Source organism: Chitinophaga sp. MM2321 (assembly GCF_964033635.1).
Classification (GTDB): Bacteria; Bacteroidota; Bacteroidia; order Chitinophagales; family Chitinophagaceae; genus Chitinophaga.
Map to the genome: position 1 here is coordinate 3,231,142 of NZ_OZ035533.1, position 17,774 is coordinate 3,248,915.

Consider the following 17,774-nt stretch of genomic DNA (forward strand, 5'->3'; position numbering starts at 1 on the left):
ATAAAAATGGTCTGTTATACCTTATTGTTTTTTTCAGTGCTCCATCTGGATCTGCCTACTTCCCGGAGTGTTTTTACATCTTCGGGTGACAGGCTGCCGTCAGGCAATGGGCCGGTGTTGAGTAACAGGTTCATATTCCTGCTTTTTGCATCCTGCAATAAATCAAGTACCTGTGCTGTATTCTTATGCTTCCCATCTTCCGCTTTCTTATAACCCCATGTCCGTGATTGTAAGGTGTTACAGGTTTCATTGTGTTTGTCTTTATTCCCCTCCCATGCTTTCGCAGCCACCAACCCTGACTTCTCACCAAATGATTTTCCCACACCATCTGAAAACGAGCCGGCTCCCCGTTCTGGCGCCGCGAAATCTTCCGTACCTGTGGCACCCTGTTTAAAAGAAATTAAGGTATAGGGACAATGTGATCGTATCTCCGCATAAATCTGTTCCATAGGGAATAAATCCGGACGTGCGTAAAAACCCATGATAGGATCAAACCAGATACCTGCGGGCCGGTATTGCGTCACTAACTCGTGGAGCTGTGCCCTGGCGTAAAGAAGGTATTTTTGAAAATCCGCTTCCCGTTTATAAGCATAGGCTGACTGGGGATCGGAATAGGCAGGACGATAACTACCCCATCCTGCTTCCCTTGATGAGAAATAAGGATGATGCCAGTCTGCAGCAATGGAATAATATAAAAATAAGCCCAGCCCTTTTTTATCACAGGCTTTTTTCAATTCGCCTACCAGATCCCGCTTCGCCGGGGAGTGAAGACTATTGTAACGGGTTTGATTTGTTTTGAAAAGGCAAAAGCCATCATGATGTTTTGCCGTGAAGGTCACATATTTCATACCTGCCGCTATGGCCACATCCGTGATAAAATCAGGATCAAAATTATGGGCTGTAAATTTCATTTTTAACTGCTCATATTCCGCTACCGGTATTTTTTCCTCCAGCTGAACCCATTCACCGCGTCCTAACAGACTATATAAACCATAATGCATAAACAGGCCAGAGCCGGCCTCGCTGAACCAGGACAAGGCGGCATGGTGCGGGTCCTCTATAAACATATCGGCATGGTCCCATAAATAGGAAGGTATCGTCTTTTGATTCCCGATGGGAGGCATACCCAGCCAGGACGATAAGGCAAACATCGTAGTCCCTGCTACTGCCACCTGTTTTAAAAAGTCTCGTCTGTCAGTCATATTTATTATTTGACTTTACCAATGAATCACGCACAACACTTGCATCGTTATTTGTCTAATGAATGAATCCATACCGCAATTTTTTGCAGATCGGATGCTGGTATGTCTGGCATCGGTGGCATGGGCGTCGCATAGTCAGGCCAGTTCCCTGGTTCAGGGTTATGAATTAACCGTTTCAATTTATCGATGGAGTATCTGCGTTTAGCGACTTCCGCATAGGGAGGGCCAACATGGCGTTTTACCGGATCATGGCATGACAGGCAGGTATATTGTATTAGTAACGGCTTTACTTCATCATAGTTAGGAATCCTATTAATGGCGGAAGGAGATGATGATGCTTTTGATGAAGAGCTCTTTACAGGAACTTTCTTTACCGTTGGTTTTTTAACAATTTTTACCCTGTTTTCGGCGGTGATTGTCAGCTTTGGTCCGTCCGGCACCCTGTTCAGCGTATAATACCCCATGTTATGCAGTAATCCCTGGTGCCCTGTTGACCTTACTCCCGCAGCAGTTATCTCATGAATATATCCTTCTCTTGTACTATCTAAAACCAACCGGACTTTCATGCCATCCGGTGATATGCTGATTGCTTTCAGGGGGCAGTCTGCCTCATTGATGATGGGGCTGCCATACTGGCGATGATATTTGTACGTAAAACTTCTTACGTGATAAGCGGCGGCTTCTCTTGCCGTTTTTTTATCTACCGGCTGCGTAAATTCCAGCTCGAAGCCATCGGGTTGGGCATGTATTGATTTAATTTCAAAGGGCATCTTCCCGTTCCAGACCAGCCGCTGTAATCCAAAAGACTCTCCGCCGCTGGACCCCCATCCTCTGGCTGTCATGCCCACGAACATGCTGCCATCTGATCCCCAGCACAATCTTAAAACGCCTGAAGAAAATCCTTTTCTAAAGGGAAATACAGCGCCCTGGTACACGCCTTTTATTTTTTCCAGGTATACACGGTTGATCAGGCTTTGTCCCAGGTCACCTACAAAAAACTGTCCTTCAAACGGTCCCATCTGCCCTTGACCGGCTATTAACATCCCGGAGGTAGAAACGCCCAGGATCGCATGTGGTATCCAGACAGAGGGCGTTTTCAGACCGGCAATCTGTTTGGCCACTTCAAATTCAGGCTTACCGCTGTCTGGTATATCCTCCACTTTTAACTTTACAGACGACCCTGGCAGATCGGACCACGCCAGTGAGGTAGGCTGTCCCAGAAAATCTCCTTTTCTCACTTCCGTCATATGACCGGATCCTACCCATTCTCCCTGGTTTTCCGTATAGAAAACATGATCATCTTTATCTATCGTAAGTGCTGCCGGAGAACGTAAACCTGCAGCAAATGGCGTCATCTTTCCTTCCGGCGAAATCTTCAGCATCCATCCCCGCCATTTTACCCTGCTTTCCATATAGCCGCCTTTCACGTCCCTGAACCATCCCAGATTCAGCGTTACGAACATATTACCTTCTTTGTCAAATACAGGCCCATAGGCATATTCGTGGTAGTTACCCGTTATCTCGAAGCTGTATACGGTTTTATATTCGTCCGCCACACCATCATTGTTTTTATCTCTCAGGCGGGTGAGTTGAGGGCGTTGCGCCACGTACAGATCTCCTTTGTAATAAGCCACTCCCAATGGCTCATGTAACCCCTGGGCGAATAACTGATACTGAGAAGGACGACCATCTTTCATGTATGGATTTGATATGATCCAGACTTCACCCCGCCGTGTACAAACTGCCAGTTTATCATTGGGTAAAAAAGCCATTCCACCTACTTCGAGTTGGATACCCTCGGGTATCAGCACCGTTTGAATCTGATAAAAATCCTCCTCTTTGGGGATGATAATGCTATCCTTTTTTACCTGGGCATTTGCCGATGCAATAGCGGCCATCATCATTATACTACTACATAATAAATGCTTCAGGCTGAAAAGTATGGTATTGCGTATAGTCATGTTCGATAGTATTCTATGATTACCAGATAATGGAATAGGTTAAGGGTATTTTTGGATCTGCAAGTGATACCAGCATTTCCGTACCCTCCTTCGTTTGCCTGATCTGCGGCCTATAACGCTTGTCAAGGCGGATGTAGCAGGAGCCATTCACCCGGTACAATTCTTTGCTTAACTGCTCTATAGTACCCGCAGATATTATTCTGCCATACAGGTTGGCAGCAGGATTTATGATTGTTATTGTTCTTACAAATCCTGTCTGGTCAGGATCGGGTGCTATTCTATCTTTTACAGCTGTTCCTTTTATAACATAACTGAATGTTGGTATCCTCTCTTTATCCAACTCATATCCTTCATCCTGCAACTCATCAAAGGTTACCGAATCGGGCCACGGTTCGTTTTTATCTGATAAAGCGGCTATGGAAGGGGCGCCGGAAAATGGTACAATGCTGCCCAGCGGCACGGCAAACTGTCCCTGTCCCCTGCTATGCCACATATCGGTGGCATCTAAAAAACGGCCCCGCCATACCTGGAAAAGCGATCCTTCTTTCAGGTCATATGAATAATTTAACCCCAACTGATCACCCATTGAAATCACGTTCGTTAATTTTTTACCGCCGAATTCCATAAAGCTCCTGAGCAGGTAAGGATGTTGGTTTGGTGTAATGATAATGGGGGCTTTATTTGGAAGCTTTACCGAGATTATATTCAACGGGCGGTAACGGATATTGCGGAAAGCCACCTTCCCGTGATCGCCTTGTAATAACAGTGGACCCTGGGCATTTTCTTTATCTGATAATGAAGGGGAGCGTGTAGGACCTGTCACTTCCACCTGGCTTTGTACTAAAACGCCGTTGAGATAAACTTCTTCAAAACGGGCGTTAGCTATTTTATTTCCTTGTGCATTAAAGCGCGGCGCCCTGAACTTTATAACAAGCTGCTGCCATAATCCCGGCGCCCTGCACGCATTCTGAAGAGGTGCTATTCCTTCGTATCCTTTGTATCCAGCCGGACGGGAATGATCCCAACGTTGGTATATGCCACCACAGTCACCGGCCGTAGGAACTGGTTTGGTCCAACTGTCCAATAACTGCACTTCATATTTCCCCTGGAGATATACACCCGAATTAGATCCTTTCGCCATCATAAAATCCAATGCAATTTCAATATCTCCAAATTGCTGTTTCGTGGTAAGTTGGGTACGGTTCTTTTCAGAAGGATGGTTTATTACAACCCCTTTGCCTTCTTTTATTTTCTCCAGCTCTCCTTTCTGGGTATAGTTGCCCCAGGCATCCGCAGCAACGATCCAATTCTTCCCGGGATTTTCAAAAGCATTTAAATCATCTAATGAAATAGTCATCCAACCCGGATTATTTTCAGGATTACTTTGGCCATAAACCGGTATGGCTACAGAAAATAATAATGACATGCTTAAGGTTATGCTAACCATTCTCATATTCATAATTTTCAGGTATACTTTAATTTATGTTAACCATCATTTGTCAGCAGGTTTAATACTTATTGCTGTTTTGACTTTTGCTGCATTTCCCGCTTTATTTTTTTATCCAGTTTTTGCTTCAGAAGGCTCAGCGGACAATTGATCTGTTGACCAACAGGTTGCTGCCCCCGGTAAGTGATCACCCGGATTTCCGAAGCTCCTTTTGGAATATCAAGCGGTGTGCCTGTATAACGCGGATAAAAATTATCGGGGTTAGTGCCGTCAAAAGTGTAATAAACATCTACCCCCGGAATTTCGCTGGCCAGTGTTACTTGTAAAGAATCATCGCGGCCCCTGGCTACGTCAATGATAGGATCATACATACTACGTGCGTATTTCACCTGCGCGGCATCCATATATTTAAATTGCTGCTCTACACGACGAATAAAATCCGGCCAGTTACGCTTAGGCTTCGGTGACCATAACACTTCTGCCAGTGCCATGGCACGCGGCCAGGTCATATATTCCGCGTGACGTCCGTTAGCAACAAACTCTGTCCATAAAGAGCCTTGTCCTCCTATAATATTTTTCGGTTCCACACTATCAGGCACCGGATCAAACTGGTAACAGGTATGCAACCGAAGATTGCCGGGAGCAACAGGTTCAACAAACGGGTCACCCTGTTGCCGGCTGAGATAAGTATCCCATATGGGAGTCATGATCACCTGGTGTCCCATCCGGGCCGCCTGAATGCCCTTGTTTATCCCGCGCCAGCACATTACAACAGTGCCGGGAGCCAGTCCGCCTTCCATAATTTCATCCCAACCGATCATCTTCTTTCCTTTGGCATGAATGAGCTTTGCCAACCTTTTCTCAAAATAGCTTTGTAGTTGTTCCGGGGTATTTAATCCCTCCCGCTTCATCAATGCCAGGTCTTCCTGATCATTCATCCAGTATTTTTTATTCGCCTCATCACCACCTGTATGAATGAATGCACCGGGAAACAGGTCAGCTACCTGTGTAAATATCTTATCCAGTATCAACCAGGTGGAATCATTGGCAACGCAAAGCACGTTAGCTTCTCCCTGGGGTTTACTGCCGGGGTTTACAGCGTACTGCTGTTTGGTGCAGGATAAACCCGGATAGGAAGCAATAAGCGCCAGGCTATGCGCCGGCACATCTATTTCAGGTACGATGGTAACAAACCGCTGCTGCGCATAAGCTACTACTTCACGAATATCTTCCTGCGTATAATAACCGCCGTCAGTAGCTTTTTCTCCAGGTTCGGGAGGCCCGTAGCTTCTCCATGCTCCTGTACGGGGAACCCGCCAGGCACCAACTTTTGTAAGCTCTGGCAAACCTTTTATTTCAATCCGCCAACCCTGATCATCGGTAAGGTGCCAGTGAAATACATTCAATTTATATTTAGACATCTCATCGATATACTGCTTTATAAATGCTTTCGAAAAAAAGTGCCTGCTTACGTCCAGCATCAGTCCACGCCAGGCGAAGCGGGGGTAATCCGTTATATTGACACAAGGCATTTTCCAGGGCGTGTCTTTTATCACTGTATGATTTCCAATGGTGGGTGGCAATAACTGCATCAGGGTTTGTATACCATAAAAAAGCCCCTGCGGCTTATTAGCCCCAATCATCACCTGCCGCGGCAATACCTGCAACGTGTAACCTTCTTCACCTAACGTAGCATCCGGAACCGGGTTAATACGAAGCACAATAGCATTCATGGCATGTTTCTCTGCGCTTTGCTTCACGGTAAGATGATAACCAGTGGGCGCATTCAACATTTGCGCCAGCAAGGATGCCACTCCGAAAACGTCTGCTCCTGAAACAACGATGCGGGTATCTGGTTTCAGTAAAAAATATCCTTCCTGCATGGTCGCTGATACCGGCTCAGGCAGGAGGTGCAATGACTGCTTTTGCCCTGCCGACTGCGTAGTCGTAAGCATGCAGATCATTATTAACGCGGTAAATAAAAAAACAAATCGCTTCATGTCTGAAGAATATGATGTCTTCTGATAGGGATCGTTCACCCTATCGGTATCTGAAAAAATAAATTACCATCCGGTGTTTTAATGTTATTGCTGTTTTGACTTCTGCTGCATTTCCCGCTTTATTTTTTTATCCAGTTTTTGCTTCAGCAAACTCAGCGGACAATTGATCTGTTGACCAACAGGCTGCTGCCCCCGGTAAGTGATTACACGGATTTCCGAAGCTCCTTTTGGAATATCGAGCGGCGTACCTGTATATCGCGGATAAAAATTGTCGGGGTTAGTGCCATCAAAAGTGTAATAAACATCTACCCCCGGAATTTCGCTGGCCAGTGTCACTAGTAAAGAATCATCGCGACCCCTGGCTACATCAATGATAGGATCATACATACTACGCGCGTATTTCACCTGCGCGGCATCCATATATTTAAATTGCTGCTCCACACGACGAATAAAATCCGGCCAGTTATTTTTGTTTGCAGGCGACCAAAAGACTTCAGACAATGCCAATGAACGTGGCCAGGTCATGTATGCAACCTGGCGTTCATTCGGAACTGCTTCTGTCCACAGGTTACCTTGTCCGCCAAGAATATATTTCGGGTCCACGCTGTCGGGAAGCGGGTTGAAATCATAACATGACTTCAAGCGTAGCATCCCATAAGTATTAGGTTCAATTAACGGGTCGCCCTGGTATAGATCCAGGTATGCCTGACCCCACGGTGACATCACTACCGGATGCTTTGCTTTAGCCGCATTTATGCCGGGGTTCATGCCGCGCCAGGACATCACAGCAATATCAGTTGGTAATCCATCATGCAATATCTCATCCCAGCCCATCATCTTTTTGCCTTTGGACACAATGAGTTGATGCATCTTTTTTTCAAAATAAGGCTGTAAACCTCCCTGGATCGTTACACCGAGCTTTTTAGCCAATACGAGATCTTTCGGGCAGGTTTCCCAAAAACTTTTATGTGCTTCATCACCACCTACATGAATATATTCTCCCGGAAACAATGCGGCTACCTCTGTAAATATTTTATCCAGTATCAGCCAGGTGGAATCGTTCGCCACACACAGTACGTTATTGATTTCCTTTTTCAGGAACCTGCTGCCGGGGTTTACATCATACTGGTGTTTCGTACAAGACAATTCAGGGTAGGAAGCAATCAAAGCCAGACAGTGGGCCGGCACATCTATCTCCGGCACAATGGTCACAAAACGTTCTTTCGCATAGGCCACTACTTCCCGGATATCTTCCTGTGTATAATAGCCTCCTGCTGTAGCTTTCTCCCCCGGTTGCGGTGGGTCAAAAGACCACCATTTCCCGCTGCGGGGCACGCGCCAGGCGCCTGTTTGAGTAAGCTCAGGCAATCCCTTTATTTCAATACGCCAACCCTGGTCATCCGAAAGGTGCCAATGAAATACATTGAATTTATATCTCGCTATCTCGTCGATATACTGTTTTACAAATGCTTTGGAAAAGAAGTGCCTGCTCACATCCAGCATCAGTCCGCGCCAGCCAAAACGTGGATAATCCGTTATATTGACACAAGGCATTTCCCATGGTGTGTTGTTTACAACGGTATGGCTTCCAATGGCGGGTGGCAACAACTGCATCAGGGTTTGTATGCCATAAAAAAGCCCCTGCGGCTTATTAGCTGCAACAATCACTTGTTTTGGTAATACCTGCAACGTATAGCCTTCATCTCCTAACGAAGCATCGCGGCTTGCATTAATGCGAAGTACAATAGCATTTCCTTCCTGATTTCCTTTACTTACTGCTGTCGCAAGATGATAACCCGTAGGCGCATTCAACATTTGCGCCAGCAAGGATGCCACTCCGGAAACTTCAGCACCTGAAACAACGATGCGGGTGTTTGGCTTCAGCAAAAAATATCCTTCCTGTACGGTGGCTGATACCGGCTCTGGTATAATGTGTAATGGCAGTTTTTGTTTTTCCGGCTGGGCTACAGCACAGTGCCACATCACCATCCATGAAAAAAGCAAAAAAGTAAGTTTTCTCATTTTTTAATATGTTTTATGTATCCTGTCTTCCAGATATCTACTTTCACATTATTTTGTAAGGATTTACCCGGCGTACTCCTTCCGTTCGCAACATACTGTTCCATCAAACCGGTCAGCTGTTTTACCACATCCGGATGTTGTGCTGCTACATTTAATTTTTCGGAAACATCTGATTGCATGTTGTACAATTGAACAAGCGGCAAGCCTTCCTGGTATGCTTTATCATTTTTCGGAGATGCCCATCCGCCTGAACCCGGGCAAAACTCCAGTTTCCATTTACCCTGCTGAATAGAAAAGTTACCGTCAATTGAAGCATACACAATCGCCGGCCGAACCGGCTTCTTTGTTTTGCCTACCAGGTCAGGCAAGATGCTGTAACTGTCTTCTGCAGCATCTTCCGGCAATTTTACCTGTAAGATATCGGCACTGGTTGCCATAAGATCTGTGAGAGATACCAGGTCATTGCTTACCGTTCCTGCCTTGATTTTTCCGGGCCAACGAACAACCAGCGGAATGCGATGGCCTCCCTCCCAGATATCGGCTTTATGCCCACGGAAGATATAGCTCGGGTAATGCCCCAGCTTCTCTACGTTATATTTGTTTAAGACATAAGGAGCAAAGCCATTATCGCTGGTGAAGAATATGATTGTGTTGCCTGCTATCCCCAACGAATCCAGTGTTTTCATTACCTGACCTACTGCCCAATCGGTTTCCATCACATAATCACCATAATCTGTTACGCCACTTTTCCCTTTAAAATTTTCTCCGGGAACAACAGGTGTGTGTGGAGAAGGCAATGCGAAGTATAAAAAGAAAGGTTGTTTCTTCCCGGCCCGTGTAGTAATAATATCCTGCGCTTTACGGGTAATAGAAGGGAGTACATTTACCGCTTCGAAATCTTTTTCTGCCGGGCCACCGCGGCCATATTTCTTTGTAACCGTGGGCACTCCGATGGTTTTGTTGTTTTCAATAAAAACATACGGAGGCATATCCAGGGAAGCACTGATGCCATAAAAATAATCGAACCCCCTTGTATTGGGCCCTTGTGCTATGGGCTTACTGTAATCTATTTCCCAGCCTGTCTTTATTTCAGTATAACCCTGTTTTACAGGCCAGTCCATACCCAGGTGCCATTTACCGACACAGGCCGTATAATAGTTTTGCTGTTTAAAAAGATCCGCTACCGTCAGGCGTGCGGATTCAATCAAAGGAGGAGAATAGCCGTATAATACGCCCGATTGTAAATCAGAACGCCAGGGATATCTTCCTGTAAGAATACTATACCTTGAAGGCGTACACACAGCAGATGCCGAATGCGCATCTGTAAATTTCATTCCTTCTGATGCCAGCTGGTCAATATTCGGAGTGGGTATTTTGCCTTCAGGATTAAAACATTTTACATCTCCGTATCCTAAATCATCTGCCAGGATATAAACCACATTCACATTATCCGTCTGGTGATTTTTTTCTTCCACACTTTTCGGCGTATGACATGACACCACGAACAAGCTGAAAATAAAATACCCAAAAGAGGATTTAAATATTCGCTTTAAAATAATGAGCTGTGCATCCAGGCTACTTTTCATTTCAATCCATTTACGTATTTTCAAAATATATTGCCGGTAGCGTTCTTCGTTACCGTATCATTATAATCATCTCTCTGTACCACCAGGTAAAAGGGATAAACAGGCGCACCACCCTTTTTACTGTACCAGCATTCTACCCGGTAATCACCCTTAGGTATAAACATCTTGTCAACAGTAATACTATGAGTGGTTGTATCGGTATTATCCACTGTTACCTGGTGAGGGGCGAAGCGGATTACCATAGTACCCGCGGCTTTGAAGCCGGATAGAAAATCAGCTTTAATATGATAATAGCCTGATTGTGCCACCTGTACATCCCAGTATCCATATATGTTTTCCTGTAGCCACATAGGAGGAAATCCTTTAGCATCATTCCTGTTTAGTATCACCAGTGGTTGTTTATCAGACCCCAGTATCGGGCGTTGTATACCAAGATGCGGGCTCTCCAACGCATTCGAAAGCCATTTGTCAAAAGCATTTTTCAGATCAGCAGCTACTTGTGTGTGCCCGGACAGGATATTTTTTGTTTCCAGGGAATCGTTCCTGATATCATATACTTCCAATGCACTCAATGGGGAAGATGCAGCGGTATGCCCTACCAGTTTATAATCACCTTTCCGTACAGCAATATTTCTATAAGCTTCAGGATATCCTCTTTGCCAATAGAAGAATAAGTACCTGTTTTTAAATATATCCATGACGTTACCGGGGTTTCTTCCTTCCAACAAGGGCAGAAAGCTGATACCGTCTATTTGCTGCTCACCTTTTTTTGCAGGTATATCAAGCATATCCAACAGGGTGGGCAATACATCAATACCCGCAAGCGTTTCAGGGATCTTACCAGCCTTAAAGCCTTTATAATAAAAGAAACAAGGAACTTTTATCCCGCCTTCATATACACTTGCTTTTTGCCCTCTTAGTCCCAGTTTGAATCTTGGTTGAGCCGGGCCATTATCCGACATAAAAATGACCAGGGTATTATCCAGCAATCCCTCCTGCCGTAGTGAAGCCATTATTCTCCCGACATTATCATCAATATTCGTGACCATACCATATACCCGCTTAGCCGCTTCTATATTCTGTGCATTCATCTCAGGCAGCATTAACTCCCTGCCTGCTTGCTTCATGTCTTTGTCCAGGTTCCTGTATAAGTCGTAATATTTCTGTGGCACCTGCAATGGGGCATGAGGAGCATTGAAAGCCAGGTAAACGAAAAAGGGTTGTTTTTTATGCTGTTGAATAAAAGAGATGGCTCCATCCGTAAATCCATCTGAACAATATTGATTTGTTTTTACCGGAATATTATTGCTGTATAATACAGGTCCGAAGTAAGCACTGTCTTTGCGGGAGAAATTAGCTACATCTCCCGGCTGGGCTAATCCTCCGCCATCGAAAACCAGGGATTCATCAAATCCCTGGTCAACGGGGCGGAAGGGATAATTATCTCCTAAATGCCATTTACCGAAAATCGCTGTTGTATATTTTTTCTCTTTCAGATATTCTGCTATTGTCACTTCCCGGCTATCCATGATAGCACCTCCATTATAAGTATCATGCATCCCTGTTTTTATGGAATACCTACCGGTCATCAGGGTAGCGCGTGTAGGCGCACAAACGGGGCACACGTAAAAATTACTGAGTTGTGTGCTGTGCATAGCCAGGGAATCAATATGCGGCGTTTTAATAAAAGGATTATGCAGGTATCCGATATCTCCTATGCCCTGGTCATCCGTAAGAATGAGAATAATATTCGGTTTCGGTGTTACAGCGGAATGCCTGCCCTGTGCTATCGCAACAGCACTTCCGGACAATAAGAGCATGAAGAGCATCCATTGAGAAGCATATCTGCATTTTATCTTCTCTTTTTTTCTGAAGAAAAACATAATTCTACCGGTTCAAAAAGTCAGTTTCTATCATTTATCCGGATACCCGGAGGATCAACAATTATATTACGCCATATCAGGGCATTATATTCCAGTCCCGTCTGACAGGCAGACAGGTTAATGATCAATCAATATGATGTAATCAGGTAAGAGAAGAAATCCTTTGAAGAATATCAACAAGAAATGATCAAGAAATAACGGGTATTTCTATATTATCATTCCTTGTTGACGATTCACTTCTAACTTAAACAAACACTAAAAACTTTTTCCAATCGTTTCCTTTACCATCACCTTACCATCCCGGATTCTTTGTCAGGCTGGGATTCATTACAATTTCATTCATCGGGAACGGCATCAGATAGTTTTTGTCAGGATTAAACTGATACCCGGAAGGCAACTGCGTTTTAAAAGGTTGAATATAATTTTCGTCATCTTTGGTAACCGTTTTTCCTGAGCCGTTATTCATAATGGGTTCGAAATAGGCACCCCGGAAATTCTGACCGATGATCAACTTCGCTGCTGCCCATCTTCTGATATCATCGAATCGAAAATCTTCACCTAATAATTCTACACGGCGTTCTCTTCTGATTTCCTGTATCTGGGGTAAAAGCGTATAACCATAATCCGGCCAGTCAGGATCTGTAGTGATCGCGCTCACCGTGAGTGGCGGCATGTTTACGCTGGTCCTTGACCGCAGCTTGTTTATCGTAATATTGGCTACTGCCTGGTCAAATTCTCCCAGTTCTGCCTTCGCTTCTGCATAGTTCAGCAACACTTCACCGTAGCGGAAAAAGACGGTAACCATATCCCATGTCTTTGCATTTTGTGTCGGGCTTTCGAGATCATATGTATAAAACTTCTGGCTGGTATAACCGGTAGGTTGGTACTGCCCTGCTGCATCTACTGTGGTAAATGGATTCACGAACAGGGTTGTATCACCTTTTGCTGAAATTCTGTAGATCTCTCCTGGCGTGAATACGGACATATCCAACCGTGGGTCCCTGTTTTTTCCGATGTCAGCCAAAGATTGCTCCCCCTGATAAAGTGGGCTCACACTGATAGGCAGACCATCTGTGCAGAGGAAGCTTCTGATGGCTGACCGTGTATAGCCTACTTTATGCGGCCATTGGTTGATATCAGGGTTACCAAATATTTCTCTTCCTCCTCCACCAAACTTCAGGTTACTGAACTGACGCGCAAAGATGACTTCTTTGACAGGAATCTGCGCACCAGCAATAGTATGGTCATTATGTACCTTTTGGAAATCATCGTCCAACGTATAGCCGTAGTTATCGATTAACAATTTAGCTGCATCGGCGGCCACACGCAGAAACCGGGTATAATCACCGCCTTGCACGCCAAACGGTGTACCATTATGGTATTTCTCCCATGTTCCCTCAAAAAGTGCGATCCTTGATTTGAATGCCAGGGCGGCGTCTTTGTTGATACGTTGATATTCATTACTCAGCTTGAGCTGATCTTTTGTCTTTAACAGGCCAATGGCTTTATCCAGGTCTGAAAGAATAAAGTCAGCCACTGAATCACGCCGCGACCTGAGTACGTACAACTGTTCATCAGTGCTCTTTAGCGGTTCTTTAACCAGTTGGGCATCTCCTACTCTTTTCAGTACATCAAAATAGTGCCATGCCCTTATAAAATAAGCTTCTCCCTTGTATTGATTGCCGTCAGCCTCTGTCACCTTATCCATATTGGCAATCATAATGTTGACGTTCCTGATGTTGGTGTAATACGATCCGATGGCATCCGCTGTTGGCTGGGTAAGCCCGTTCATCCAGGTAGAGGCCCCGTCGGTTGACAACGCATTATCAGAACCGTCGTCCATTGTATACTGGTTCTTCCATGAGTTGAGGTATAAGTTGTTCACATAGAGTTGCAGGTCATTGGCAGTCTTCCAGAATTCAGGTTCTGAGATCGTGTCCTGCGGCGCACGATCCAGGAAATCTTTACTACAACCTGCAACAAATGTTACTAAAACAAAGAACGATATTATAGATTTTAACTTTTTCATGTTTTGACGTTTTTGCTTAATTCTTCCATTAAAAAGTAACATTACAACCAAAGGAAAATACCTTCTGTAGCGGGTAATTACCATAGTTGCTTAGTTCCGGGTCGAAAAACATAAACTTCGTGCTGGTAAAAAGATTTTCACCGGAGAAGTAGAAACGAAGCTGGCTGGCTTTGATTTTACTGATCAGCGAAGCAGGAAGGCTGTAACCGAGTTGTAAAGATTTCAGCCGCAAATAGGCTTTGTTTTGCAAATAACGATCAGTGGTAGCTTTGTTCATAGTAGTACGCGCTGTTGTTGCGCCACCGAAATAGGGTTTCGGGAAATAGGCATTGGGGTTATCGGGCCGCCAGTAGTCTTCCTGCCCTTGTAATATCACAACGCCTCCTTCACCCTGGCTTGGGCCCCAGAATGCATTCTGCACGCCGCCACCGGGCCATATAGCCTGTTTGCCTACACCCTGTATCATAAAGCTCAGATCGATCCCCTTGTAGTTGGCTCCTGCATATATACCGTATTTATACCGGGCTTGACTGTTACCGATGACAGTAAGATCACCATGATCATCTGCCGTTTTCTTCCCGTCGTTAATCACGTTATCTCCATTCATGTCGCGGTATTTTACGTCGCCTGGTGTCCAGTTACCGCTAAAAATATAGGATTGATTTACGCCCCGTTTCGTCACCTCTTCCTCAGACTGATAAAGTCCGTCTGTTTTATATCCCCAGATCTCACCAATAACCTGGCCTTTATAAAAAGTACTCAACAGGTTCAGTGGATTGTTGTAACTGGTTACCACAGAACGGTGGTCAGACATGTTAACATTGATAAAATAGCTGAAGCCTTTGCTCAGGGATTGTTTCCAGTTGACCTGTACTTCCCATCCCCTTGTTCTTAAAGAGCCATCATTATTTCTCGGTACTGTTCCACCATATATCTGTGGCGTTGCCATTCCGGGTCCAACCAGGTTATTGATGTCTGACTGGTACCAATCGGCTGCGATATATAACCTGTTATCGAACATATACATATCCAGCCCGACATCTTTCGTATTTACCTTTTCCCAGGTAAGATTCGTGGTGGTTTCATTCGGAGGCAGTACAAGGAAAGATCTTTCTGCTCCCAGCAGGTAATTCCCTATCGAGTTTGTCATGAGCGGTACATACAGGTAATTAGCCACGTTCTGATTCCCGATAGAACCCCATGATCCGCGGAACTTCATCATGCTGATGTGTTCTTTGAGGGGGAAGAAATTTTCTTTGGCGATATTATAACCAACAGAAACAGAAGGGAACGTTCCCCAGCGACTGTCGGGTGCAAACCTGGAAGAACCGTCTCTGCGTACGTTTGCTTCAAACAGGTATTTCTCATTAAAATTATAATTGAGTCTGCCGAAATAGCTCTGCGTTGCCCAATGTCCTTTATCATCAGCCGGTGTTTTCACCCCAACCGAAGTACTTAAGGAGGGCACATTATCGGTCAGCAAATAAGTAGCATTACCACTAATGCCGAAGATCGTCTGCAATTCCTGCTGGTACCCTACCAATCCGCCGATGTAATGCCCACCAATTTGCCGGTAATAGGTGCTCGTAATATTGGGGGAAGTATAGGTGGATGTACGGGTGGTGGCTATGTATTTGGTCTGGGTCTGGTTTAACCCATAAAGTTTGGTGGAATCAGGTTGCATCTGATAGAATGTATTCGCAATATTTGTTTGCGTATAATTTGTATAGGTATAATTATACTGCAGCGTGGTTACCCAGTTTTTAACAGGCTCCAGGTGTACATTCGGCGACAAAACCCATTGGGCGGTTTTCCGCTGTTCTTTTTCATTCAACCCGGAGTTGATACCGGATGCATTTAAAAACCCTCCTGCCGGGTTGTGTAAAGGCAGTGTAGGGGCATTCCGGGCTACCCGGTTCATAAAGAAATCACGGCCATCTGCACTAATATCCCAGGGGTAGCTGTCCTCAGAACCTACATACTTGGTGATCAGGCCCACTCTCAGCCAACTGAGTGGTGTTGATTCAATCCTTCCGCTCAATGTTTTCCTGGTATATTGTTCGGAAGCATATCTTGAAATACCGTCTTCATGGAAGAAGCCACCGGATAAAGCATAGCTGATGTTTTTACCGGATCCTGAAATACTGATGTTATGCGTTTGTCTGATGGCATTTTTCTTAAATAATACATCATACCAATCGGTATTCGCGTTCGCGCCTAAACCCGAACCGGTAAAATTCCATCCGGTTCCGGTGGTATTTGGAACGGCTCCGGGTGTATTCTCCGGATCCTGCATATATTGCCTGATCCTATCGATAGCCTCCTGGGTATAGGGCTGGGCTATGCCAGTATTTACTGCCGCGGAATCCAGTATTAATGCAAAACTAAGAGCATCCACCTGCCGGGGGAAGGTAGTTGGTTGTGCGAGGGCATAGTTATAGGAATAAGAGACCTTCATACCGCCACCTTCCGTTCCGGTTTTTGTGGTGATCAGGATAACCCCATATGCAGCCCTGGCGCCGTAGATAGCGGTAGAAGCAGCATCTTTTAATATTGAAATAGATTTAACATTGTTTGGGTCCACATCGTTCAGATCCATCGGAACACCATCTACCAGTACAAATGGCTGTCCTAATGTAAAAGACGCTCCGCCCGCGGAATTTGACAATGAGCCCAGGCCACGGATATTGACAGAATTGCCTACTCCCGGTTGTCCTGAAGACGTAGTTGCCTGGATATTTAACCCGGGCACTGCGCCCTGCAACACCTGTTCCAGGTTAGACGCCGGCCTGTCCGCCAGTTGTTCACCGCTGATCTGGGTGATCGCTCCTGTGAGGTTTTCTTTCTTCTGAACACCATATCCAACAGTGACCAATTCATTCAAAACGGATACACTTTTCACCAGGACCACATCAATACCTGAGCGGCCGTTTACGGCCTTTTCCAGCCTGGTGTAGCCGATGAAAGAGAATACCAGCGTACCGCTGCCATTCTCCAGGGTAAGGGAATAGTGCCCGTTTGCATCGGTAGCAGTGCCTTTGGATTGGCCCTTCAGTCCCACACTTACGCCCGACAAGGGATCGCCCGACTCATCGGTGACCCTGCCTTTGACCACAAATGGAGGAACAGCAACTATTCCCCGTAATGCCATGTTTACGGGTAACGCCACTTCCGGCAGTACTACCACCGTCTTGTTTTCAATACGATAGTTCAGCGGATAATTCTTAAAACAGATAGCGAGGATTTGCGGGACAGTAGCATCCTGCACAGATACGCTTACAGACGGCGCATTCTTTACATCTTCGTCGTTGTACAGAAACTGGTAATCCGTTTCCTGCTGGATGACACTGAGTACCTCGGACAGTTTCACGTCCTTGAGGTTCAAGGTAAGTTTCGTCTCCTGCGAATAACCTGTTGCATATAAATTTACTACACATGCCAGGGTCAAAAATACAGTAATACGCATGGCGCGGAGAATTAATGCCGTCATGCCACGCCCGGCAAACCGGCCTTGGATAAATAGATTTTTCTGCATACTTTCGTACGATTAAGGGTAGATAATACCTGTTCACTCTCGCTTGCCTAAGCGTTAGCCTAGGCAGGTTTCAACCGGAATGAACAGATTATTTCGACTTTGATCCGGG

Annotated in this window: 9 protein-coding genes; all 9 read right to left on the minus strand. The window is 45.3% G+C overall.

What is annotated here, in order from left to right; genetic code table 11:
• Positions 1-14: 14 nt before the first annotated feature.
• Positions 15-1,202 carry an alpha-L-fucosidase gene (locus ABQ275_RS12585; RefSeq protein WP_349318665.1) on the minus strand — a complete coding sequence of 396 codons (1,188 nt, stop codon included), beginning with the start codon at positions 1,200-1,202 and terminating at the stop codon, positions 15-17.
• Between the two features lie 47 nt (positions 1,203-1,249).
• Positions 1,250-3,163: a hypothetical protein gene (locus ABQ275_RS12590; RefSeq protein ID WP_349318666.1), complete on the minus strand. Its 1,914-nt coding sequence runs from the start codon at positions 3,161-3,163 to the stop codon at positions 1,250-1,252.
• Positions 3,164-3,182: 19 nt separating this feature from the next.
• The gene (locus tag ABQ275_RS12595; RefSeq protein WP_349318667.1) at positions 3,183-4,589 is read right to left on the minus strand and encodes a DUF1080 domain-containing protein; all 1,407 of its coding nucleotides are present in this window, start codon (positions 4,587-4,589) and stop codon (positions 3,183-3,185) included.
• Positions 4,590-4,678: 89 nt separating this feature from the next.
• Entirely contained in the window at positions 4,679-6,565 is a 1,887-nt protein-coding gene (locus tag ABQ275_RS12600; protein ID WP_349318668.1) for a family 20 glycosylhydrolase, read from the minus strand.
• Positions 6,566-6,694: 129 nt separating this feature from the next.
• A complete protein-coding gene (locus ABQ275_RS12605) occupies positions 6,695-8,632 on the minus strand; it encodes a family 20 glycosylhydrolase (protein ID WP_349318669.1) in 1,938 nt (645 codons plus the stop codon).
• On the minus strand, positions 8,629-10,218 hold the full coding sequence (locus tag ABQ275_RS12610) for an arylsulfatase (protein ID WP_349318670.1): 1,590 nt from the start codon (positions 10,216-10,218) through the stop codon (positions 8,629-8,631). The genes ABQ275_RS12605 and ABQ275_RS12610 overlap by 4 nt, the downstream gene beginning before the upstream one ends.
• A gap of 20 nt (positions 10,219-10,238) precedes the next feature.
• On the minus strand, positions 10,239-12,101 hold the full coding sequence (locus ABQ275_RS12615; protein WP_349318671.1) for an arylsulfatase: 1,863 nt from the start codon (positions 12,099-12,101) through the stop codon (positions 10,239-10,241).
• 292 nt (positions 12,102-12,393) lie between these two features.
• Positions 12,394-14,130 (minus strand): RagB/SusD family nutrient uptake outer membrane protein, encoded by a 1,737-nt coding sequence (locus tag ABQ275_RS12620; RefSeq protein WP_349318672.1) that lies wholly within the window; start codon positions 14,128-14,130, stop codon positions 12,394-12,396.
• Between the two features lie 28 nt (positions 14,131-14,158).
• Positions 14,159-17,665 (minus strand): TonB-dependent receptor, encoded by a 3,507-nt coding sequence (locus tag ABQ275_RS12625; RefSeq protein ID WP_349318673.1) that lies wholly within the window; start codon positions 17,663-17,665, stop codon positions 14,159-14,161.
• Positions 17,666-17,774 lie beyond the last annotated feature (109 nt).